Here is a 22,082-nt window from a genome sequence, read left to right as displayed (position 1 = left end):
ACGCCGCGCTGCCGCGCCTGGAGCGGCCCCGGGGCGGCGCGTTGACCCTCCTCCGGGGGGGGTCTACCATGCCGTGTCGGCCGTCGCGCCCCCCAAGGACCTGCGCCTTGGTTCTTCACCACCGGAGGCAAGCATCCATGTTCGCCGAGATCCTCGGCTTGGTGGAAAAACCAGTGCGCTACATCGGTGGCGAATGGAACCAGGTGGTGAAGCCAGCGCGGCCGGGACTGGCGCGCGTCGGCCTCGCTTTCCCGGACACCTACGAGATCGGCATGTCCCATCTCGGACTGCGCTTGCTCTACGAGTTGCTGAATCGAGCGGAGGATGTGGCGGCGGAGCGGGTCTTCTGCCCGTGGGTGGACATGGAAGCGGCGCTGCGCCGCTTCCGCCAACCCCTGGTAACGCTGGAGACGCGGACGCCACTCCACGCCCTCGACGTCCTCGGTTTCTCCCTGCAATTCGAGATGGAGTACACCAACGTCCTCACCATGCTCGATCTGGGCGGCGTGACGCTGCGCAGCAGCGCGCGCGGCGAGAGCGAGCCGCTGGTCATCGCCGGCGGGCCCTGCGTCTTCTCGCCGGAACCCATGGCGGACTTCATCGACGCCTTCGTCATCGGCGACGGCGAGGAAGCCTTCCCGGCCGTGGTGCAGCGCTGGGTGGAGCTGCGCCGCGCCAACGTGCCTCGCGCCGCAGCGCTGCAGGAGATCGCCGCTCTCCGCGGTGTCTACGTGCCCTGCCTCTATCGCACCGCCCTCGATCCCGAGACCGGGCTCGAGAACGTCGTCGGCCCGCGACCGGGCGTCACCGCACCCTTCCCGGTGCGCCGCGCTCTGGTGGAGAACCTCGAATCCTATCCCTTCCCGGCGGCGACGCTCGTCCCCTACGGCGAGATCGTCCACGACCGCGTGGCGGTCGAGATCGCCCGCGGCTGCACCGAGGGCTGCCGCTTCTGTCAGGCCGGCATCATCTATCGCCCGGTGCGGGAGCGCAGTCCCGCCGACGTCATCCGCTCGGTGAGCCAGGGCCTGCGCGAGACCGGTTACGACGAGGTCTCCCTCACCTCGCTGTCGACGGCGGACTACTCCTGCGTCACCTCCTTGGTGCGCACCCTGATGGACCGTTTCGAACGGGACCGCACCGCGCTCTCCGTCTCCTCCATGCGCGTCTACGGCCTGACGCGCTCCATCGCCGAGCAGCTCGCCCGGGTGCGGCGCACCGGCTTCACCGTCGCCCCCGAGGCGGGTACGCAGCGCTTGCGTGACCTGATCAACAAGGGGGTCACGGACGCCGATATCGAGATGGCGGCGCGCATCGCCTGGGAGGAGGGCTGGAGCCAGCTCAAGATGTACTTCATGATCGGCCTGCCTACGGAAAACGACGACGATGTGCGCGGCATCGCCAGCACCGGAATCCGCGTCTGGGAGCAGGCCCGCGCCATGGGGCATCGGCGCGCTCAGGTCACCGTCAGCGTCTCGGCGCTGGTGCCGAAGCCGCACTCCACCTTCCAGTGGGAGGCCATGGACCCTCCCGAGGAGATCCGCCGCAAGCAGCGCCTGGTGCTGGAGACGCTGCGACCGTTCCGCAACGTCCGCTTCAAGTACCACGGCGTCGAGGAAGGCGTGGTGGAATGCATCCTCTCCCGCGGCGACCGCCGGCTCGGCGCGGTCATCGAAAGCGCTTGGCGCCGCGGCGCTCGCTTCGACAGCTGGTCGGATCACTTCGACTACGGCCTCTGGCTCGATTGCCTGCGCCAGGCCGGCCTGGAACCGCAATGGTTCCTGCGCCGCCTGCCGCTGCATGCGCCTCTGCCTTGGGACCACGTCGACTCGCTGGTGGACAAGAAGTTCCTGGTGCGGGACCGGCACGCCGGGATGAAGGGCAAGTTCCTCCCGGCCTGCGAGAAGCCGTTCATCCCGCGGGATCCGGCGAAGACGGTGAAGCCCCTGGAGAGCGCTGTCCTCGTCTGCTACCAGTGCGGACTCGACTGCGATCTGGAGGCGATCAAGCGCGAGCGTCTCGAGCAACGCGACAGCCTGGCGTTACAGGGGCCGGAGATCGAAGCGGCTTTCCGGGGCGAGCGCGCTCCTGCCGCCGGGAGCGGGCCCGTCCAGCTGCGCTTGGCGCCGCGCGGCGCTACCCAGGCGCCGACGCGGAGCGACGGTCTGGCGACGAACGCCTTCGAGGCGGCGAGCGGCAGCTTGCACGGCGAGCACGGCGGCGCACCGCCGGAGGCTACGGCAGCCCCGGCGATGCCGGGCCGCCGCGAGAGCCCGCGCCCGCCCTCGGTCCCGGCGAGCCGCGATCTCGCCCCGCACTTCGAGCTCGCCGGCAGCGCCACTGCCGCGCCCGAGCCGCGGCGGCGCTACCGCGTCTGGTACGCCAAGAGCGGCGATCTGCGCTGGCTGTCGCACTTGGATCTGGTGCGGGCGCTGCAACGGGGCTTTCGCCGCGCCGACATCCCGATGACCTACAGCCAGGGTTTCCATCCGGCGCCGCTCATGTCCTTCGGCCCGGCGCTCGCGGTCGGCACGGAGGGCGGCGCCGAGGTCTTCGATTTCGAGTCCGGTCAGGAGCTAGTGCCTGAGGACCTGGTCGCCCGGCTCGCCACGGCACTGCCCGGCGAACTACGCGTGCGCGCCGTGCAGCGCCTCGAAGCCGGGGCAGCGCCGCTGTCGCGCTGCATCGACCTGGGCGAGTACCGCGCTTGGATCAACCCAGCGCGGCGGCAGCTGACGCCGGAGCTCTTCCTGGCCCTGGACGCGCTGCCGTTCCACGATGCGGCCTGGCAGGAGGAGCGCCTGCAGGCGTTGCTCGGGCGCGCCAGCTTGGTGGTGACGCGGGCCGACAAGGAAGGCAAGAGCCTCGACATCCGTCCCTTCATCCGTGACCTGCGCTACGCTGCCGACAGGGGCACCGTGGAGATGTGGCTGCGCCTCGGCTCGCAAGGACAAGCGCGCCCCCAGGAAGTGTTGGAAGCCCTGTACGGCGTGCCCGGTGCCTGCTTCCGCCTCCGCCGCGAGCGGATCGGGGCGGAACAGGACATCGCCCCCGGGCTACCGGCGCTGGTGCCGGCCTGAGCGGCGCTCGCGCCCGGACCCACGACCCAAGTCACTGCAGCGCGGAGGAAGCGTGCAGGTCTATCTCGAAACCTACGGCTGCCAGATGAACGAGTACGACTCGGAGCTCGTGCGCACCATCTTGCAGAACGGCAGCTTTCGCATGACGCCGGAGCTGGACGATGCCGACGTCGTCCTGCTCAACACTTGCGCCATCCGCGAGTCGGCGCACCAGCGCATCCATGGACGCCTCGGCCACCTTTACCAGCTGAAGAAGCGCAACCCTCGTCTGATCGTCGGCGTCCTGGGCTGCATGGCCCAGAGCCTGAAGCAGGAACTCCTCGACGCCCATCCGGTGGTGGACCTGATCGCCGGTCCCGATGCCTACAAGAAGCTGCCGCGCCTCATCCACGCGGTCTGCGACAGCGGGCAGAAGGGCCTCGAGATCGACCTCTCGGAGTACGAAACCTACAGCGACATCGTCCCCGAACGAGTGCCGGGGGTGAACGCCTGGATCGCCTGCATGCGCGGCTGCGACAACTTCTGCACCTTCTGCGTCGTTCCCTACACCCGCGGGCGGGAGCGCAGCCGGGACCCGGAGAACATCGTCGCCGAAGCACGCCAGCTCGCCGCCGCCGGTCACAAGCAGGTGACGCTCCTGGGGCAGAACGTCAACTCCTACCGCTTCGAGTCCACCGACTTCGCCGCGCTGCTGCTGCGCGTCGCTGCCCTCCCCGGCATCGAACGGGTGCGCTTCACCTCGCCCCATCCCAAGGATTTCCCCCGCCGGCTGCTGCAGGCCATCGCTTCCCATCCGAAGCTGTGCAAGCACATCCACCTGCCCCTGCAGGCGGGCAACGACGCGGTGCTGGAGCGCATGCGCCGGACCTATACCCGCCAGGAGTTTCTCGCTCTGGTGGACGAAATCCGCGCCACCCTGCCGGAGGTGTGCCTGTCCACCGACGTCATCTGCGGCTTCCCCGGCGAGGATGATGCCGCCTTTGCCGACACCGTCGCGGTCTTGGAGCAAGTCCGCTTCGATTCGGCTTTCATCTTCAAGTACTCCGAGCGGCGCAACACCATCGCGCAGCGGAAGTTCGCCGACGATGTCCTGGAGGCGGTGAAGAGCGAGCGGGTGGTGCAGCTCGTCGCCCTGCAGAAGAGCATCTCCCTGGAGCGGCACCGGCGCGCCATCGGCAGCACCTTGCCGGTGCTCCTGGAGGGCACGAGCCGCAAGTCGAGCGCCGACCTCCTCGGCCGTGACGATGGGAACCGTTGCGTCGTCGTGCCCGGCGCCGGCCTGGCTCCAGGAATGCTCGTCCCCGTCCGTATCCTCGCCGCCTCGGCCCACACCCTCCTCGGACAAGCCCTCACTCCGGCGGGAAGCCGCGTCGGAAGCAGACCCTGACTGGGGTAATTCCACCACGGCGGGGGAAAGGGATCGCGGCAGCGCCGTGGCTTCCGGCGCACTCACTGGCGGCACGCCTGCCTTTCTGCGTCAGGCCTGCGTCATGGCGGCTGGATCCGTCGCCAAACGCTCCCGCCCCGGCAGGATGGTCGGCACCCGCTGGCCGGTACAGCCGATGCCAGGGCCCTGCCGCCCGAAGCGCTCGAACCGTTCAGAAACTGGGAACCACCGCACCCACGTCGGGTGCGGCGGGCGCTCCCTTCGGAGCGCAAGTGTCGCCGCGACCGCGAAATAACGCCGCCGGGCAGAGAGCGCACTTGACGGCCGACCCTCCGGAAGAACAGAATAAGGCGCCCCCTTAGAGATCCGAGACGGGCGCCGCTCAGGTACGCAGGAGTGCCTCTGCAGCGAGCAGGTGGGCCCAGACGACGATGCCGCCACGGAATGGAGGACCTCTCATGAAAAGACAGCTTGCTTTGGTTCTCGTGCCAGCGCTCCTCGCGCTGGTTTCCTTCAACGCCTGGGCCTCGGATGGTGACATCCTGATGGTGTCCCAGGTGGTCGGCACCGGGGGTGGCCATACGGGGGACGAGTGCACGTTCTGGAAGATCGTGTTCAACAACTCCAGCCCCAACGGCAAATCGCCCTGGGGTGTGTGTCAGCCTCCCGTGATCAAGGTCTACGCCGAATTGAAGGGCGCGAGCGCCAGTGGCATCTCGGGTGTCGAGTACGCCGGCACCTACGGACCGACCAACGCTCCGGATCCGGGTTACTTCTTCATCGAAGTCCCCGCTCCGGCGACGACGGTCCTGGGCAACGCCTTCTTCCCGCCGGATCCGGCCCCGCGCGGCCAGAACATGGTGTGGGATACGTGCCAGACCGGTGGCAGCGCGGGTCGCGTGCTGCTCGCCACTCTCATCGTGATTCCCACCACTCCGTGCGGCGCTGAAGCCCTGCCGGGAGAGATCCACTTGGCGGGGGGGCGGCACAACGATCCCTCGAACCCGTTGTTCCGCTGCCCGCTGTTCACGGTGTGCGACGCTCCGGTGTTCACCAAGGTGTGCTTGGGTGACAACCTCACCCTCTGCCCGGCGCCGATCATCCCGGGCTGCGGTACGCCTGGCCGTCCGCCGTGCCCGAACGTCGCCACCTGCTCGACGAGCGGCTCGTTCGCCATCAACGATCCCACCAGCCCTGGCGTCGGCGCTTGCAGCCCAGCGCCCGGGAAGACCGCTCCCAGCGCGGCCGTCGCCAGCGAAGCCACGTGGAGCCAGATGAAGGCCCTGTATCGGTAGTCCGTCTGTCTGGGCCGAACGAGAGAGGGCTCCTGCGGGAGCCCTCTCTTTTTTCCCCCTCCCTCTGCTCCCTCCCTCAATGCCGCAGGAAGAACAGGTAGAGGAGCACCACACCGAGATCGGCACCCAGATGGCTTGCCGCCGACCACCAGGCGTGACCATGGCGTTCGTGCAGCGCCGCCCAGAGACTCGCCGCGACGAGAACACCGCCAGCGAAGAGCAGGCCCCGTGTCACACCGAAGCTGGGGAGGAGAAAAACGAGGTGGAGCGGTATGAAGCCAACGACGGAAAGTGACACCGCCCCCGCACGCCCCAGCGGACGTTTCACCGCGGCACCCAGAAGCGTGCCGCGCCAGAACCATTCCTCCAGCCAGGGATTGAGGAGCACGTAGAGGCCGAGCAAACAAACGTCCGTGGGCGGCGCGAGACCCCAGGACTTCCAGAGCGGTGGGACGGGCGGTGCGACACCGAGCCAGCGCGCCCCGGCCCCGAGAGCGAAGACGGCGATCGTGGTGAGCGCCGCCACCGCGAGGAGTGCTGGTGCCGGTGGCCGCGTTCCCAGCCTGCCTCCCGCTGCCGCGGCCGCGAGCGCGCACGCTGCTTGATAGCCCAGCATCGTCACCCAGGCAGCCGCCTGCCCGTGCAGCAGGAGCGCCACCACGGGCCCCGATGCGAGGGCCCAGAGAACCGCGATGCCCGTACGCATGGTCCTAGTGTGTCGCTTCGATACAGGAGGGCGCCACCGGGAAGCGTGTCGGAGTTTACCTGGTAGCGACGCGCAGAGCTCTCGACGTCTCTGAGCGCGAGCGCACCTCGGCTTCCCGCAGCCCCTTGGCAGGGCAACGTCGAAGCGTTATTCTCTCCGCCTCCGCCGCCCGCGCTCCGCGACCCAGAATGCAAACCGGTTCAGCCTCGAGGCATCGATGTCGTCGCCGAGGAGGGCAGTCGGGTTGCTCCGGTTCCGGAGGATCGCCGATAATCGAATGGGGTGGATCGCCGCATCGATGTCGAGGCTGACCGACCGCATCACAGCTTTGCAGGAGGTTGCCGTGCTCAGCCGCCGCCAGGTCGTTTTCTTCGCCCTTCTCCCCCTGCTCTCCGTGGTCGCTGCCCGGCCGACCGCCGCCGCCACCTGGGGCGTCCAGTCCGTCCAGGCCTCGGGATTCGAGCAGGGACACAACGCCACCGCGATCGCGCTCAACGCCCAGAACCAGGCGCGGATCGCCTACTACGAGGGCACGGGGCGGGATCTCCTCTACTCCGAGAAGTCCGGCGGAGCCTGGATCACTACCATCGTCGACACCACCGGCGACACCGGGCGCTGGGTTTCCTTGAGCGTAGACAGCCAAGGGAATCCGCACATCAGCTACAACTACTTCCTCGACCCCAACGGCGCTCCGGTGGGCGACCTCAAGTACGCCACCCGGAGCGGCGGAGTCTGGACCCGGCAGAGTATCGACACCGCGGGAAACGTCGGCGAGTACACCTCGATCGCCCTCGATTCCCAGGGGAACCCGCACATCAGCTACTACGACAACACCAACGGCAATTTGAAGTACGCCCGCCGCTCCGGCGGCAACTGGACGGTCGAGACGGTGGAGACCACGGGCAACGTGGGTGCCTACAGCTCCCTCGCCCTCGACGCCCAGGACAACCCGCGCATCGCCTACCAGGACCTGACCACTTTCCGGGTGCGCTATGCCTCCAAATCCGGCGGCACTTGGAGCTTCGAGACCCCGAGCGGTGTCGGCCCCGTGTTCCCCGTGCAGATCAGCTTGGATCTCGACAGCCAAGGGAATCCGCACCTCGCCTACTACGACCAGAACGTCAACAAAACCAAATACGCCAACAAGTCGTTGTCGACCTGGAACAACGGCATCGCCACCGCCCTCGGCGCCGAGCTGCACGGCTCTTTCCTCTCACTCCGGGTCGATGCCCAGGACATCCCGCACCTCGGCTACTACGATTCCTTCACCGCCAAGGTGATGTACGCGGTGAAGAATGGCGAGGGCGGGACCTACTGGGTGCCGGTGCCGGTGGACGAGTTCGGCCCCCAAGGCCCCTGGACCAGTCTGGCCCTGGACAGCTCTGGGTTCCCGCACTTGAGCTTTCACAGCCCGAGCGTGGGGACTGGACAGGTGCGGTACGCCGTCTTCACCGATGACACCTCCGACGTCGTCGGCGCCGGCGGCGCGCCCTTCGTCTCCCTCGACGCATTCCCCAACCCCGTCCGCACCGGAACGCAGCTGGTGCTGCAGTCGCCCCGTACGATCCCGGTGGCGTTGCTCGTTCTCGACGCCCGCGGCCGCATGGTGCGCGACCTCGGTCAGCGCGAGCTCACCGCGGGCATGAACCGCACCTCCTGGGATGGGCGTGATGCCACCGGCAGCCTCGTCCCGGCGGGCGTCTACTTCGCCGTCACCCGGCCCGAGGGGATCGCCACCCCACGCAAGCTGGTCGTGGTTCACTAGAGTCCTGGGCAGGCTTGGGTCCCCGCCACACTCCGGAGCCCCGCGCGTCCACCGATGCGCGGGGCACGTCGGCCCGGGTTTTTCCTGCTATCTTCCCCGCCGGAATCCTCTCGCAGTTGGCAACTCCGCTCTGGACGGGCACGAGCGCCATGGTCTGGCAGAAACCCGAGCGTCTCCTCCCGCCCCGGATCGTGGACGCTTTGCTGGCGGTGCACGCCGGGGATGCGGCGCGAGCCCTGCAACTGCTGGGGTCGAGCGAGCGCGACGATGCGCTCACCGCGGATGTCGTGCGCCTGGTGCGGGGTCTGGCGGCGGCGGAGTCCGGCGAGCGGCCCCGGGCGCGGTCGCTCCTGCGGCCGCTGCTCGCTCACGCCGATGTCTCCATCGCCCTGGCGGCGACGCTCGCCAGCGTCGAGATGCGCATGCAGCAACGCAGCTTCGCCGGCGCCATCCCGTGGCTGTCGCGCTTGCGCCGGCACGTGAGCGACGAGCCCACGAAGCTGGTCCTCGATGCCTCGCTGCTGCGCTTGCGCCTGCGGCGCGGGGTCCTCGTGACGCCCGCCGAGGTGGAGCGCCTGCAGCAGCGCCTGCTGCGCCGCCATCCCGCCGCGGTGCACGCCACCCTCCACCTGCTGGCCTGCGAGCGCGCCCTCTATGCTGGAGAGCTCGCTGCCGCCGCCGGCGCGGCGCGTGCCGCGCACCCCTACGTTTCCTCCTCCCAGCTCGCGGCGCTGCGGCGTTGGCATCAAGCCATGGCCGGCCTGCTGCACGGCGCACCGGTGGCGCTGGTGGAGGATTGGCGCCGGCCCTGGCGCGCCATGTCGCGCGCCGAGCTCGGCGACTTGGAGCGCGAGCCGTGGCAGCTCTGGGTCGATCTACGCCGCATGCAGCTCCTGGAACGCCGCAGCATGCGCGCAGAGGAGCGGGCGGTGCACTTCGCCGCGGTCCCGGAAGTCTGGGAAGTGTGGAAGCTCCTGGTCACCGCGCCCTCGCGGCGGCTCGAATGGGCGGCGCTGCAGCGAGCTCTGGCGCTCCCCGAACCGGCAGCAGCGCGGCAACGCGCTGCCGCTCTGCAAGCCCATCTGGCGGCGCACGACGCCGGCAGGCTGCTCCGTCTTGGGAGCCGCGGTTGCAGCTTGACGGCGCGCCGTTTCGTGCACCTGCATGCCCCGGAACCGCTGCACCCGACGCAGGCGCGCCTCCTGGGAGAGCTCTCCGAACATCCCGGCTCGCGCAGCCAAGAGCTGGCGCGGGCGCTCCGCCTGCCACGGCGCACGGCGCTGCGACACTTGCACGCGCTCCGCACTCGCGCCCTCGTGCTCATGGCAGGCGGCGGTGCGGAAGCGCGCTATTGGGCGATCTGAGTGCTGGAGATCTGAGGCGTTTCTAACGGGTCCGACGCGGCGGCAGGGTCGCCAGGATGTCTTCGCCGACGGGAGCCGGCTCGACGCGTGGTGGCGTCTCCCGCACGAGCCCGCGGCTTTCGGCCCTCGCCGGCTCCGGCCGGATTCCCAACGGCTCCGGCCCCGGAGCCGCTTCCGGTGCCGCCGCGCGCTGGCGCCGCGACCAGCGCGCCGCGCTCGTCGTCCCGAGGGAGAAGCCCACCGCCAAGGCGACGGCGACGGGGAAGAGCCGCGTCTGCCCTAGCAGGATCCCGCCGCCAAGAATGGCAAAGACGGCACCGAGGCCGTAGAGCAAGAGCACGGCGCCGCGGTGCGACAAGCCGAGCCGGAGCAGCTTGTGATGGGTGTGCTCGCCGTCGGCGCTGAAGATGTGTTGTTTGGCCACGAGGCGGCGGCAGATCGCGGTCACTGTATCCAGGATCGGCACGCCGAGCACGGTGGCGCCGCCGAGGAGCGCGGTCCAGAACCCCAAGCGCGGCGCCAGCAGACAGGCCAGGAACGCCAGCACGAACCCTAAGAACATGCTCCCCGTGTCGCCCATGAAGATCTTGGCCGGATGGAAATTGAAACGCAGGAAAGCGAGCAATGCCCCGATGAGACTGAGGGCGACGAGCACCACCGCCGCGTCGCCGAGACGGACGCCGACGGCGAGGAACGCCGTCGCCGCGAGCACCGCGAGACCTGCAGCCAGACCATCGAGCCCGTCGATCAGGTTGACGGAGTTGCAGACGCCGACGTACCAGAACACGCTGAGGGCCACCGCGAAGAGCGCGAACGGCTCGAGCACCGGTCCGCGCCACAAGCCCGCGCCCATGGCGACGATGCACACCGCCCCCAGCACCTGGTAGGTCAGCTTCACCGACGCCCGGAGTCCGCGCATGTCGTCCACCAGCCCGAGGCCGAAGACGACGAGCAAACCCGGCAGCAGCGCCAGGATGCGCGACGCTTGCGGGATGCCGAACGGCGTGGCCAGGAGCGCCAGCAAGGCCAGGAAGAAACCCGCGAAGATCGCCACGCCGCCCAAGTGCGGAATCGCTCGGGCGTGCAGTTTTCGGCCGTTCGGTTTGTCGCCCAACTTCCACTGCACGGCGAAGCGCCGCACCTGAGGTACGAGGAGGTGTGTGGTCGAGAAGGCAACAGCCAGTGGCAGGAGAGCAACCAGGACTGGAAACGGCAAAAAGCACCCTACCCGGACGATGGGACCAGCTTTCCGACGCTTGCGGGAAGAGCCTCGGGCAGGCGTTCCGCCGCGGAGCGTGGGCCCCGCCAGAACGATGGAAGTCTAGGTTCGGACTCCCCCTCCGTCAAGTGCCCCACCCTGCGCACACCTTTGCAACTGGCGTACCCCCGGTGTCGGGAGCCTGCCTGGACTCGGTCGAGCCGCGCATCGATCGGAGAGCCGCTCAGGCCCTGGCCGCGAAAAAGGCGTCGAAAACCTCGACGATGCGTTCCGCCGTCTGCCCATCCCATTTCTCCGGTGCTTCCCCGCGCGGTTTCGGCTGCTTCAAGATCGCTTCCGCCGCGGCCCCGATGCGCTCAGGATCGCGCCCGACGATGTGGTTCGTCCCCTGGCTCACCGTGATCGGCCGTTCGGTGTTCGGCCGCAAGGTCAGACAGGGAACGCGCAACACCGTGGTTTCTTCCTGGATGCCCCCCGAGTCGGTGAGCACCAGACGGGCCGCCGCCTCCAGGGCGAGGAAATCGAGATAGCCCACCGGCTCGACGAGCTGCACCTGCTCGGGTTCCAGACGGAACTCCTCGATCATCTTGCGTGTCCGCGGGTGCACCGGGAACAGCACCGGCAGCCGCGCCGCCAGGCGCTCCAGCACTTGCAGGAGATCTTGCAGCATCCTCTTGTCGTCCACGTTGGCGGGACGATGCATGGTCACCAGGGCATAACCCTCGGGCGCCAGTCCGTAGCGCTCCCAAGCGCGCGTCGCCTGCGCCCGAGGTAAAGCATGCAGCAGGCTGTCGATCATGATATTGCCCACCCAGTGGATGCGCTCCGGCGCGACGCCCTCGCGCCGCAGGTTGGCGTCGGCGTCGGGTGACGGCGTCAACAGCAGGGTGGCCATCTGATCGGTGAGGAGTCGATTGATCTCTTCCGGCATGCTGCGGTCGAAGCTGCGCAGGCCGGCCTCGACGTGCGCCACCGGGATGTCGAGCTTGCACGCCACCAGCGTGGCAGCCAGCGTCGAGTTCACGTCGCCGACCACCACCACCAGGTCGGGCGGCTGGCGCTGCAGCACTTCTTCCAGGGCCAACATCACCCGCGCCGTTTGCTGCGCGTGGCTGCCGGAGCCGACGCCGAGATGCACCTCCGGAGCGGGGATCTCCAGTTCCTCGAAGAACACTCGCGACATGTTCTCGTCGTAGTGTTGCCCTGTGTGCACGATGCGATGCTGCCAGTCGCGGCGTTGCCGGAGCGCGCGGGCCAGCGGTGCCAGCTTCATGAAGTTGGGACGTGCCCCCACGACGGAGAGCAGTGCCGGACGGCGCCCGGCCCCGGCGTCTTCGGCCCGCTCCGCCGCGCCGGCCGCCCTCATGGGTTCTTCTCCGGCTCGGGAGGCGCGCCGGCGGCATACTGGCTGCGATAGTAGGCGGCGAACTCACCGCTCTTGATGCGTCCCCACCAGTCGCGGTGCTCCGCATACCAGCGCACCGTTTGCGCCAGACCTTCCTCCAGGCTCCAGCGCGGCTGCCAGCCCAGGACTCGCACCTTGGCGTCGTCGACGGCGTAGCGGAAATCGTGGCCCGGCCGATCGCGGACGAACTGCTTGAGCGCCGGGTCGCAACCGGTGTGTTGGACGATGCGATCCACCAGCCAGAGGTTCGGTCGCTCGTTGCCGCCGCCGATGTTGTAGATCTCGCCGTTCCGCCCTTGCCTTCCGACCAGTTCGATGGCGCGGCAATGGTCTTCCACGTACAGCCAGTCGCGCACGTTCTTCCCATCACCATAGATCGGGAGCGGCTTGCCCTCGAGAGCGTTCGTGATGTGCAGAGGCACCAGCTTCTCCGGGTGCTGGTACGGCCCGTAGTTGTTGCTGCTGCGGGTCACCAGCGCCGGCAGCTTCCAGGTGGTGACGGCGGCGAGCACCAGGAGATCGCCGGCGGCCTTGCAGGCGGCGTAGGGGTTGGAGGGGCGCAGCGCCGTGGCCTCGTCGCTCTTGCCCTCGGCGCGGCTACCGTAGACCTCGTCGGTGGACACCTGCACGTACCGCTGCACCTGCAGCTCCCGGGCGGCGTCGAGCAGCACCTGCGTGCCCCGCACATTGGTCCACACCACCGCCTCGGCATCCTGGAGTGAACGGTCCACATGGCTTTCGGCGGCGAAGTTGTAGACGAGAGCGCAGCCTTGCATGACCTCGCGCACCGTGGCACGGTCGGCGATGTCACCGCGCACGAAGCGCAGGCGCGGGTCTTGGCGCCACGGCGCCAGGTTTTCCACGTTCCCTGCGTAGGTGAGCTTGTCCAGGACGACGACTTCGGCGTCCGCCTGCTGGCGCAGCATGAAGTCCACGAAGTTGCTGCCGATGAATCCGGCCCCGCCGGTCACCAGGATGCGCGCCACGCTCGGCCTCCCCTCGCCGCGGGCCCGCCGGCCCGGACCGCCGGATCATACCTGCCGGCGCGGGCGGCCGCCCGCCGGAGCCTCGACAGGCCGCAGGAGAAGGGGAGCGGCGCGGCATGGGGCCGTGCCGCGGCGGGAACGACGGTTCAGCGGCCGAAACACTCGTAGCGGAAGCCCAGGGCCTCCATCCGGTCGCGGTCGTAGATGTTGCGGCAATCCACGAGCACGGGCCGGCGCAGCAGTTCCTTGAGGCGTGGCAGGTTGAGGTCCCGAAACTCGTTCCACTCGGTGCAGAGCATGACCCCATCGGCCCCGGCGGCGACCTCGTAGGGGTCCTTGCACAGGACGATCTCGGGTTCCGCAGCGCGCACCTTCTCCATGGCGATCGGGTCGTAGCCGCGCACGCTGGCGCCCTTCTCGCGCAGCGCCCGGGCGAGCTTGATCGCCGGCGCTTCGCGGATGTCGTCGGTGTTGGGCTTGAAGGCCAGACCGAGGAGTCCGATGGTGCCGCCGTTCACATCCCCGAGCAGGCGCTCCAGCTTCTGCAACGCCAGCTGCGGCCGCTCCTCGTTGACCTCGATGGCGGCTTTGACGATGCGCATGTCGTACCCGACCTGCTCGCCGATCTTCACCAGTGCTTCCGTGTCCTTGGGGAAGCAGGAGCCGCCATAACCGATGCCGGCGTGGAGGAACTTTTCGCCGATGCGCCGGTCGAGGCCCATGGCCTTGGCGAGCACGCGGACATCGGCACCGTAGCGCTCGCAGAGAGTGGAGATCTCGTTGACGAAGGAGATCTTGGTGGCCAGGAAGGCGTTCGAGGCGTACTTGATCAGCTCCGCCGTCTCCAGATTCGTCACCACGATGGGCGTCTCGCTCAAATAGAGGGGGCGGTAGATCTCCTGCATGATGGCGCGGGATTGCTCGCTCTCGGCGCCGATCACCACGCGGTTCGGGCGCATGAAGTCCTCGATGGCGGAGCCTTCGCGCAGGAACTCCGGGTTCGAGGCGATGTCCACCACGCTGCCCGGACGGGCGAACTCGTGCACCCTCTCCAGCAGCTTGCGGCCCGTGCCGACGGGAACGGTGCTCTTGGTCACCAGGAGCTTGTAGCCGTCGATGTGGGGCGCGATGTCCTCGACCACGCGGAAGAGGGCGCTCAGATCCGCATGTCCATCGCCCCGGTCCGGCGTCCCGACGGCGATGAAGAGGACGTCGCTCTGTCGCATCGCCGGCAGCAGCTCGGTGCTGAATTCCAAGCGTCCGGCCTTGGCGTTGCGCCGGACCAGCTCGTCGAGCAAGGGCTCGAAGAAGGGGATCTCGCCGCGCTCGAGCATCTGGATACGCCGGGCATCCACGTCCACGCAGACCACCCGGTTGCCGAAATCGGCGAGGCAAGCACCGGTGACGAGTCCCACGTAGCCGGTGCCGATCATGGACACCTTGTACATCGCCCGCTCCTCTGACGCCGCCGGACCGCAGGACTCCCGAGCGGTGGCATGCTAGCACGCCGCCGGAAGCAACGAGATTCCACGCGAGCACCAAAGCAAGGATCGTTCACGAAGCGCCGGAAACCACGCCCGGGCGGCCGTTCACAAGACCAGCGTCGCGCAGTCGACCCTCTGGGCCTGGAGCCGCGCCGCCAGCGCCTCGGCCTGGACGCTCTCGCAGGTGTAGAAGAACACCTGGTGCTCGCGGGCCAACTCAGCCACCAACTCCAGCGCCGCCTGGAGGCGATCCGGATCGTACTGCACGAAGGGATCGTCGAGCAGAAGGGGGAGGCGTTCGCCGTCCCGTGCCAGGATTTCTCCCGCCGTCACCCGGAGTGCGAAGTACAGCTGATCCGCCGCGCCGCCGCTCAAGGCTTCGACGCCGAACATGCCGTCGCCGTCCATGCGCACTCGCGGGGTCAGATCCTCGTCCAGACGCACTTGGCTGTGGGTTCCGAGCGACAAGCGCGCGAACAACTGTCCGACGCGATCGTTCATCCTGGGCGCGGCCTCGCGGTGCAGCGAGGTGGCCACCTGCTGCAGTGTTTCCGTGGCGAGATGCAGCGCGGCGGCGCGGCGGCGCTCGATCTCGCTCTGTGCCTCCACTTCCTGCAAGCGTAGTTCGATCTCCGCCGGCAAGCGGCCTTCCTTCTCCCGCGCCGCCAGGCGCTCTTCCAGCTGCGCCTGCTCCGCCGCGAGCCGGTCCTTGTCGCGGGCCACCTCCTCCAGCGATGCCGGCGAGAACGCGCCCACCGTCTCCGGCGCCGCCGCGCCGGAGCCGAGGGCGAGCGCCGCTTCCAGCTCCGCCGCCCGCGCTTGCAGGGTCTCCACGCTCTCGCCACCCAGCACGCCGCGCTGCTCCCGCTGCCACGACTCCAGCGCAGCGAGCAACGCCTGCCGCTCCCCCGCCCGCGCCACGCGGGCGGCGAAGTCTTCCAGGTCCGCGGCGCCGTGCTGCTGCAAGCTGGCGGCGAGCGCCGCCTTCTCGCCTTCGAGGCGCGCCGCCTGCGCTTCCAGCTCCGCCGCGGACGCCTCGTTCTGCTGTTCCAGCTGGCCCCGTTCCTCGCGCAAGCGCTCCAGCCAGGCGCACGAACGGCGCAGCTGCGGCAAGCTCCGCAGGGCCTCTACCAGGCGGTGCAGCTCGGCGGAATCCTCCGGTTCCGCCGCTGCCGTGCTCTCCTCCTCGGCGAACGGCAAGAGCTGGAGCGCCGCCGGATCGGCCTCCTCCTGCAGGGTCCGCAACGCCTGCGCCTTGCTGCGCTGGACTTCGCGATGCAACGCCGCCGCCCGCCCGGACAGCTCGGTCTCCAGCTGCACCAGCTCGCGGCCGCCCGGAGCCGAGATTCGTTCCGCTTCGGCACGGAGAGTTTCGTAGTCCCGGCGCGCCTGCTCGATCTCCGCCAGGTTCTGCACGCCGTTGCGCTCCAGCACACCCTCGAGCCACTCCGCGGCGGCGTGCTGGTCCTGCTCCCCGAGCGCTGCGCGCACCGCCAGGCTCCGCGCCAGGTCGCGTCCGACCACCACCTGACGCAATGCGGTCAGGCAGACACCCGCCGCCGCCGCCATCACCGCGGCGAGGGCAGCGGCTCGCACCCACAGCGGCGCGATGCTCGGCGCCAGCACCGCTCCGAGCGTGAGCGCCGACACCGCGGCCAGCGCCACCAGCCCGAACCACGCCGCGCTCCCCCGGCGGGCGCGATAGGCTGCCGCGGCGGCCTCCGCTTCGGCGCGGCGCACTTCCGCGTCCCCGCCGCGCGCCCGCTGTCGTTGCGCCGCCAGCTCGCCGAGAAACTCGTCCCGCGTCCAGTCGCGCCCGTGATGCCGGCGCAAACGGTCCACGATGCCCCGATTCCGCCGTTGTTCCTCCGCGTATCGCGCCCGCGCGCCGCGCAATCTTCCCAGGTTCTCGCGCAGGTGCTCCGCCTGTCGCAGCAGCTCCTGAACGCGGGCGCGGTCGAGGCCGCCGAGCGCGGCGGCGAGCCGCGATTCGCTCGCCCCCAGCACCTGGGCCCGTTCCCTGCCCCGCTCCCAGCGGGCCCGGCGCTCTGCCAGCGACGCCGCCAGCGTGGCGATCCCGGCGGCACGCTCCCGGGCCGGCGCGTAGGCCGCCACGTCCACGGTGGCCACATCGGCGAACTGCTCGAGGCGGCGGCGCAAGGTGGCGCACTCGTCCTCCAGCGTCTGCAAGCGGTGCAAGCGCCCGAGCAGCTGGGCCCGTTCGCGCTCGTGTTCGGCGCGCCGATTCTCCGCCCAGGCTTGGCTTTGCGCGGCGTAGTCCCGCGCCACCGCCTCGCGGCGCGCATGCAGGTCGAGGATCTCCATCTGCCGCGCCCGCGCCGCGTCCAGTTCCTCTTGCAAGCTCCGCCGTTCGCGCAGGAGCAGGCCGAGGCCGCGGCTCGGCGTGCGCTCGCTGCCCATGCGTTCCTCCATCTGCGCCAAGAGGGTGAGCGCCGTCGGCGCCGACATCTGTTCGTCCCCGCTGTCCAGGAGACCCTGGATGCGGGCGCGGAGCGCCCCGACGCCGCCGAGCGCCGGCGGCCCCGCCAGCTGCCCCATGGCCGTGGTCGCTTCGAAGAGCCGCCGCGACAGCTGGATCTGGCGCTGCATGAACGGCCGTTCCTTGCGCTCGTCCAAGGGAAACTCCGCCGTCCGCTCGCGCCCGGTGATCGCATCCAGGAGGCGCAACGACTCCTCGCGGCGTTCGAACACCCGGAGCACCTCGAAACGCTCGCCGCTTTCCAGGTCGTAGACGAGCCTGCCGCTGTAAGCCGCGCCGCTCCAGGGCCGGCAGCGCTCGTACTCCGGCAGGTACTCGCGCCGGCGGCGGTCCTCCCGCTTCAAGCCGAAGAGCATGGCGAGGAGGAACTTCTGCAGCGTCGACTTCCCCGATTCGTTGTCACCGACCACGATCTGCACGCCCGGGGCGAAGCGGAACTCGCGCTCCACGAGCTTGCCGAAACCGCGGATCGATGCTTCCAGGAGGCGCATGGAGTTTAAGACCTCAGCGCAGTTGCGGGCGCCCGGCGAAGGCGTCCAGGCCGAAGTGGAGCGCCCGTCGCACCACGTCCTTGTCGGGCTCCGCCGCCGCCTCCAGGCGAGCGCAGAGCAGGCGCACGAACTGACCGCGCACGGTGTTCTCCCGCGCCATGGCGGTGAAATCGTATTCCGGCACCGTCTCGTCCCGTAGCTCCACCTCGTGCACCAGCGGCGCCAGCGTCTCGCGCAACGCCGCCAGGTCGACTTCCATGTCCGGAGGCAAGCTCCCGGTGAGCCGGAGGCGGAGGAAATCCTCCTGCAGTCCTCGTCCGCCGATCTCCGCCTGCAAGCGCTCGGCGAGCCCTGCTTGCGTGTCGGCGCCACTCACATCGAGGCACAAGGTCACGAACTGCCGCGCCGGCAGCGGCAGCAGCTCCACCTGGACACCGCCGTCGTGCAGCCGCGCCAGCACCGCGCCGTGCGCTTCCGTGTCGGCGAAGTTCTGCGGGATCGGGCAGCCGCTGTACACCGCGCGCACCCGCTGCGTCTCCAGAATGGAGAAGCGGTGGTAGTGCCCGAGGGCGGCGTAGGTGAGCGGCAAGGCATCGAGGTCTGCCGGCAGGAAAGGCCGGTAGGGATCGTGACGCTCGGGTCGACACGAGGTGTCGCTGCCGTGCGCCACCAGCACGTGCCGGCCTGCGCCCTCGATGGCGAGACCTTCCACCAAACGGGCGCGCTCTTCGCTCTCCACGAAGCCGCGACCGTGCACGACCAGATCGAGCTCCGGCAGCCGCACCGCGCGCCAGGCGCCGCCGAAGAGCGTGACGTTCTCCGGCCAGGTGGCGAGGCCATAGGCCGAGCGCTCGCCGAGAGGATCGTGGTTGCCCGGGGCGATGAACACCGGGCGGCCGCAGGCACCGAGCAGCCGCGCTACGTGACGCACCGTCTCGGCGCGGGCATGGGCGCCCTCGAAGAGGTCGCCAGCGATGCAGAGCACATCCGCACCCAGGCGCTCCACCGCGGCGACGATCGCCTCGAAGGCTTCCCGATGCGCCTGACAGCGCTCGCGGGCCCGCTGGCTCGGCAGCCCCGTGGCCCGGAAGCTGGCATCGAGATGCACGTCCGAGGTGTGGAGAAGGCGGATTTCCCGTGCCACTTGGGGCTCCTCCCTGCCGCCACCGGCCCCCACCGGCGCCCGCTCTCGCCTATACTCGCCCTGAGCGCCGCCCCCGAGGGGCGGCCCCGATGGAGGCGACGTTGTCCCACTGCCCCGAATGCCGCCGCACCTACTCCCGGAGCTACGATCTCTGCCCCGATTGCTGGGAGCGCCTGGCGCCGGGCGCGCCGCGGCGTCAGGGCAGGCTGCGTCTCGTCTACGCTGCGAGCGCGCTCTACGAGGCAGAGATGATCGAGGCGATGCTCGCCAACGAAGGCATCCCCTGTCTCAAGGTTCCGGGCTCCGGAGCCGGGCTCTGGCCCGTCGCCGTGCCGGTGTCACTCTGCACTACCCGCCTCTATGTGCACCGCGAACTGGCGCCAACGGCTCTCGAACTCATCGCCGAGATCACGGGCAATGCGGTCACCGACGCTTGAGGTTGCACCCTACGGGGGGTTCCGAGGCCTGTCAACGCGCCGTCCACCTTCCTTGCTTGCACCGCAAGCCCTTGGCTCGGCAGAAAATGCGCCATCCGAGAGGGCCCGCCGCGGCCACCTGTGAGGGACTCCGAGGACGCTGCCGTCGCAACCTGGACCGCTCCCCTGGCGTAGGGGATGGAGGAGCGCGAAGAGTGCAACCCCCCACGGGCGCGGCGGTTCTGCACGCAGGCGACCCGGATGGACGACCCCCCATGAAGGCTGGAGCGAGACCGCCGTGGCGGCTCGGACCGGCGCTCGCCGCCGCTCTTGTGCTTCTCGCGGCGGTGGGTGTCGGCGCGGTGGAGTTCGCGCGCATCGATAACGTCGAGCCCGATGTGCTGCGCTCCGTCCCCTTCCGCGTCCGCCAGCCGCTCACAGTGCACGTGGAGTGCGAAGGCACCGGCGACCCCGACGGCGGCGATCTCAATGCCTACGGCTGGATCCTGAACCTGCGCAGCCGCGAGGTCGTCTGGGGAGCCCAGGACGAGGAGGCGCGACGCGGGCCGGGTCCGAACCTGACCTGGCGCGGTGACGTAGACCTCCCCGCCGGTGACTACGTCGCCTATTACTCCCCCTTCCTGCAGGAATACAAATCCTTCCATTTCCGCGGCAAAGAATGGGCCCGCATCCGCATCAAGCGTGATGGGAAGAAACCGCGCGGCATGCAGCGCTGGGGTCTGCGTCTCTCGGTGCCCGAGACGGAAGGCGGGAAGGTGGAGGTCCTGGAGCGTGTGCCCCGCGGCGACGACTCGAGCCGCTTCGTCGATCTGACGCCGATGGGCGACTCCGCGTTTCGCGCTCAGGGCTTCCGTCTCCCCGAACGCATGCAGATCACCGTCTACTGTCAAGGGGAGTACACCGACGACGAGCGCGGCGCCGCCGACAGCGGCTGGATCACCAACGCGGAGACGCGGGCCTTGGTGTGGGAGTTCGGCCCGGACAACTTCGAGGACGGCGGTGGGGACAGCAAGAACAAGAGGAGCCGGGAGACCATCGTCCTGCCGGCGGGGAAGTACGTGGCTTCCTATTCCACCGACGATTCCCACAGCTACGAGGGCTGGAATGCGCCGCCGCCCTACGATCCCGACGGCTGGGGCCTGATGTTGTCGGCCGCGTCGCCGGCGCAAGCGCAGCGCATCGGCGCCTTCGACGAAAGCGAGGCGGGAGAGCGCACCCTCATTTCCATGGTGAAGCTCGGGGACAATGTGGAGGAACGCCAGGGCTTCACCCTCCGCCGCGAAACCAAGATCCGTGTCTATTGCCTCGGCGAGTACAGCGAGGACAACGGCCTTTTCGTCGACCAAGGGCGGATCGAGAAATTCGGCAGCGATGAGATCCTGTGGGAAATGACGCCGCAGAACACGCATCCCGCCGGCGGGGCCCGCAAGAACCGTTACGCCGACGAATGGGTCCGGCTCCCAGCCGGCGATTACGTCGTCTACTACTACACCGATGATTCCCACTCCTACCCGGACTTCAACCAGCCTGGCCCCCGGGACAAACGGCACTGGGGCATCACCTTGTACGGGGCGGGAGGGCAGGATGCGAGCAGTCTCCAGCTCTTCGACCCGGACACCAGGGCGGAGAATTCGAAGGATTACCTCGTGCGTCTCGTACGGGTGCGCAGCAACGAGCACGTGCACCAGCGCTTCAAGCTGGACAAAACGACGCGGGTGCACATCCTCGGCGTCGGCGAGGGCACCTACAACACCATGTACGACTATGGCTGGATCGAAACCGTTCCCGGCGGCGACTGGGTGTGGGAGATGACCATGCGCAACACCCGTCACGCCGGCGGCGACGAGAGCAACCGCCGCTTCGACGGGACTTTGGAGCTCAAAGCGGGGGAATACGAGGCCCACTTCGTCACCGACGAGGCGCATGCTTGGAACGATTGGCGGCGACCCGCGCCCCCGAAGCCCGACCAATGGGGTCTCACCATCGTGACTGCGCCGCGCTGAGCCTCATGGGGCCTCTGGACCACATCCGTTTCGTCCTCGTCCGCCCCGAGCAAGGCGGCAACGTCGGTGCCGCGGCGCGGGCGTTGAAGAACATGGGGTTCGCGGAGCTCGTCCTGGTCGCGCCGTGCTACGACGATCCGACCGAAGCGGTGCGCCTGGCGCACAACGCCGAGGAGATCCTGGCTGCGGCTCGGCACGTCGATGCCCTGCACACGGCGCTCGCCGATTGCCGCTGGAGCGTCGCCACCACGCGCCGGCTCGGGGCGCGGCGCACCGCCGCGCACACGCCGCGCACGTTGGCAGCGGCGGTGCGCAGCGACCCGGCGCGCCGTCCCCTGGCCATCGTCTATGGCCCGGAGCGCGATGGCCTCGCCGCGGCGGAGCTCGACCTCTGCCACGAGGTGCTGCACATCCCGGCCTTCCCCGAGCAGCCGTCCTTGAACCTGGCCCAGGCTGTTCTCGTGGTCGCCTACGAGCTCTCTCTCGCCCACCTCGAAGCGCCGCTCCCCGGCGCCCTCGGCCCGGAGGCCACGGCGGCCGAGCTGGAGGCACAGTTCACTCAGCTGCGCCAGGTGCTGCTCGCCATCGGTTTCGCGCGCCCCGAAACGGTGGAGCACCAGATGCGCCACCTGCGCCAGCTGCTCGCCCGCGCCCGCCCGCGCCCGGACGAGGTCACCTTGCTGCGCGGCCTCTGGCGCCAGATGCTCTGGGCAGCCGCTCGTGGCGACGATGACGTCGCCGACTCCAGGCATCCCTGACCCACTTGTTTGACCCCACCCAGGGCGGTCGGTATTTTCGAACACGAGCCCGGCGGTC

At 69.3% G+C, this 22,082-nt stretch carries 15 protein-coding genes; 8 read left to right on the top strand and 7 right to left on the bottom strand.

All coding sequences use genetic code 11. The annotated features are described in order from the left end of the window. The first annotated feature begins 137 nt into the window (after positions 1–137). From VFE28_07120 to VFE28_07110, 3 genes are all read left to right on the top strand, one after another. On the top strand, positions 138–3,080 hold the full coding sequence (locus tag VFE28_07120; GenBank protein HZM15756.1) for a TIGR03960 family B12-binding radical SAM protein: 2,943 nt from the start codon (positions 138–140) through the stop codon (positions 3,078–3,080). Between the two features lie 52 nt (positions 3,081–3,132). Next, complete coding sequence (gene miaB / locus VFE28_07115; GenBank protein HZM15755.1) at positions 3,133–4,467, top strand: tRNA (N6-isopentenyl adenosine(37)-C2)-methylthiotransferase MiaB; 1,335 nt, start codon at positions 3,133–3,135, stop codon at positions 4,465–4,467. A gap of 458 nt (positions 4,468–4,925) precedes the next feature. Further along, positions 4,926–5,762, top strand: a complete 837-nt coding sequence (locus VFE28_07110) for a hypothetical protein (protein HZM15754.1) — start codon at positions 4,926–4,928, stop codon at positions 5,760–5,762. A 76-nt stretch (positions 5,763–5,838) separates the two neighbouring features. Here the strand turns inward: VFE28_07110 and VFE28_07105 are convergent, their stop codons facing one another. Beyond that, positions 5,839–6,468, bottom strand: coding sequence for a CPBP family glutamic-type intramembrane protease (locus tag VFE28_07105; protein HZM15753.1), 630 nt, complete (start codon positions 6,466–6,468; stop codon positions 5,839–5,841). Positions 6,469–6,811: 343 nt separating this feature from the next. On the opposite strand from VFE28_07105, the gene VFE28_07100 reads away from it, so the two are divergent. Together VFE28_07100 and VFE28_07095 are read left to right on the top strand one after the other, a co-directional pair. After that, positions 6,812–8,233 carry a hypothetical protein gene (locus VFE28_07100; GenBank protein ID HZM15752.1) on the top strand — a complete coding sequence of 474 codons (1,422 nt, stop codon included), beginning with the start codon at positions 6,812–6,814 and terminating at the stop codon, positions 8,231–8,233. Positions 8,234–8,382: 149 nt separating this feature from the next. After that, complete coding sequence (locus VFE28_07095; protein ID HZM15751.1) at positions 8,383–9,597, top strand: hypothetical protein; 1,215 nt, start codon at positions 8,383–8,385, stop codon at positions 9,595–9,597. Positions 9,598–9,619: 22 nt separating this feature from the next. Here the strand turns inward: VFE28_07095 and VFE28_07090 are convergent, their stop codons facing one another. The 6 genes from VFE28_07090 to VFE28_07065 form a co-directional block, all read right to left on the bottom strand. Further along, positions 9,620–10,723 (bottom strand): MraY family glycosyltransferase, encoded by a 1,104-nt coding sequence (locus VFE28_07090; protein HZM15750.1) that lies wholly within the window; start codon positions 10,721–10,723, stop codon positions 9,620–9,622. A 316-nt stretch (positions 10,724–11,039) separates the two neighbouring features. After that, a complete protein-coding gene (gene wecB / locus VFE28_07085) occupies positions 11,040–12,182 on the bottom strand; it encodes a UDP-N-acetylglucosamine 2-epimerase (non-hydrolyzing) (protein ID HZM15749.1) in 1,143 nt (380 codons plus the stop codon). Continuing rightward, positions 12,179–13,207, bottom strand: a complete 1,029-nt coding sequence (gene rfbB, locus VFE28_07080) for a dTDP-glucose 4,6-dehydratase (protein ID HZM15748.1) — start codon at positions 13,205–13,207, stop codon at positions 12,179–12,181. The genes wecB and rfbB overlap by 4 nt, the downstream gene beginning before the upstream one ends. A gap of 146 nt (positions 13,208–13,353) precedes the next feature. Next, entirely contained in the window at positions 13,354–14,655 is a 1,302-nt protein-coding gene (locus VFE28_07075) for a UDP-glucose/GDP-mannose dehydrogenase family protein (protein HZM15747.1), read from the bottom strand. 141 nt (positions 14,656–14,796) lie between these two features. Further along, positions 14,797–17,682, bottom strand: coding sequence for an AAA family ATPase (locus VFE28_07070; GenBank protein ID HZM15746.1), 2,886 nt, complete (start codon positions 17,680–17,682; stop codon positions 14,797–14,799). A gap of 13 nt (positions 17,683–17,695) precedes the next feature. Beyond that, a complete protein-coding gene (locus tag VFE28_07065; GenBank protein HZM15745.1) occupies positions 17,696–18,826 on the bottom strand; it encodes a metallophosphoesterase in 1,131 nt (376 codons plus the stop codon). A 101-nt stretch (positions 18,827–18,927) separates the two neighbouring features. Here VFE28_07065 and VFE28_07060 point away from each other — a divergent pair, with 101 nt between their 5' ends. The 3 genes from VFE28_07060 to VFE28_07050 all read left to right on the top strand — a co-directional run bounded on the left by VFE28_07060 (position 18,928) and on the right by VFE28_07050 (position 22,024). After that, positions 18,928–19,263: a hypothetical protein gene (locus VFE28_07060; GenBank protein HZM15744.1), complete on the top strand. Its 336-nt coding sequence runs from the start codon at positions 18,928–18,930 to the stop codon at positions 19,261–19,263. A gap of 254 nt (positions 19,264–19,517) precedes the next feature. Next, entirely contained in the window at positions 19,518–21,266 is a 1,749-nt protein-coding gene (locus VFE28_07055; GenBank protein HZM15743.1) for a hypothetical protein, read from the top strand. Then, positions 21,233–22,024, top strand: coding sequence for an RNA methyltransferase (locus tag VFE28_07050; GenBank protein ID HZM15742.1), 792 nt, complete (start codon positions 21,233–21,235; stop codon positions 22,022–22,024). Before VFE28_07055 ends, VFE28_07050 begins: the two co-directional genes overlap by 34 nt. Positions 22,025–22,082: the final 58 nt, after the last annotated feature.

The organism is Candidatus Krumholzibacteriia bacterium (assembly GCA_035649275.1).
Classification (GTDB): Bacteria; Krumholzibacteriota; Krumholzibacteriia.
Note: the sequence above shows the minus strand (reverse complement) of the source record. Positions and strands in the feature narration are given on the sequence as shown.

Bases quoted from the DNA above. Each gene is read 5' to 3' on its own strand.
- VFE28_07120 (HZM15756.1), top strand. From the start codon at position 138: ATGTTCGCCGAGATCCTCGGCTTGGTGGAAAAACCAGTGCGCTACATC.
- VFE28_07110 (HZM15754.1), top strand. From the start codon at position 4,926: ATGAAAAGACAGCTTGCTTTGGTTCTCGTGCCAGCGCTCCTCGCGCTG.
- VFE28_07105 (HZM15753.1), bottom strand. From the start codon at position 6,468: ATGCGTACGGGCATCGCGGTTCTCTGGGCCCTCGCATCGGGGCCCGTG.
- VFE28_07095 (HZM15751.1), top strand. From the start codon at position 8,383: ATGGTCTGGCAGAAACCCGAGCGTCTCCTCCCGCCCCGGATCGTGGAC.
- wecB (HZM15749.1), bottom strand. From the start codon at position 12,182: ATGAGGGCGGCCGGCGCGGCGGAGCGGGCCGAAGACGCCGGGGCCGGG.
- VFE28_07075 (HZM15747.1), bottom strand. From the start codon at position 14,655: ATGTACAAGGTGTCCATGATCGGCACCGGCTACGTGGGACTCGTCACC.
- VFE28_07070 (HZM15746.1), bottom strand. From the start codon at position 17,682: ATGCGCCTCCTGGAAGCATCGATCCGCGGTTTCGGCAAGCTCGTGGAG.
- VFE28_07055 (HZM15743.1), top strand. From the start codon at position 19,518: ATGAAGGCTGGAGCGAGACCGCCGTGGCGGCTCGGACCGGCGCTCGCC.
- VFE28_07050 (HZM15742.1), top strand. From the start codon at position 21,233: ATGGGGTCTCACCATCGTGACTGCGCCGCGCTGAGCCTCATGGGGCCT.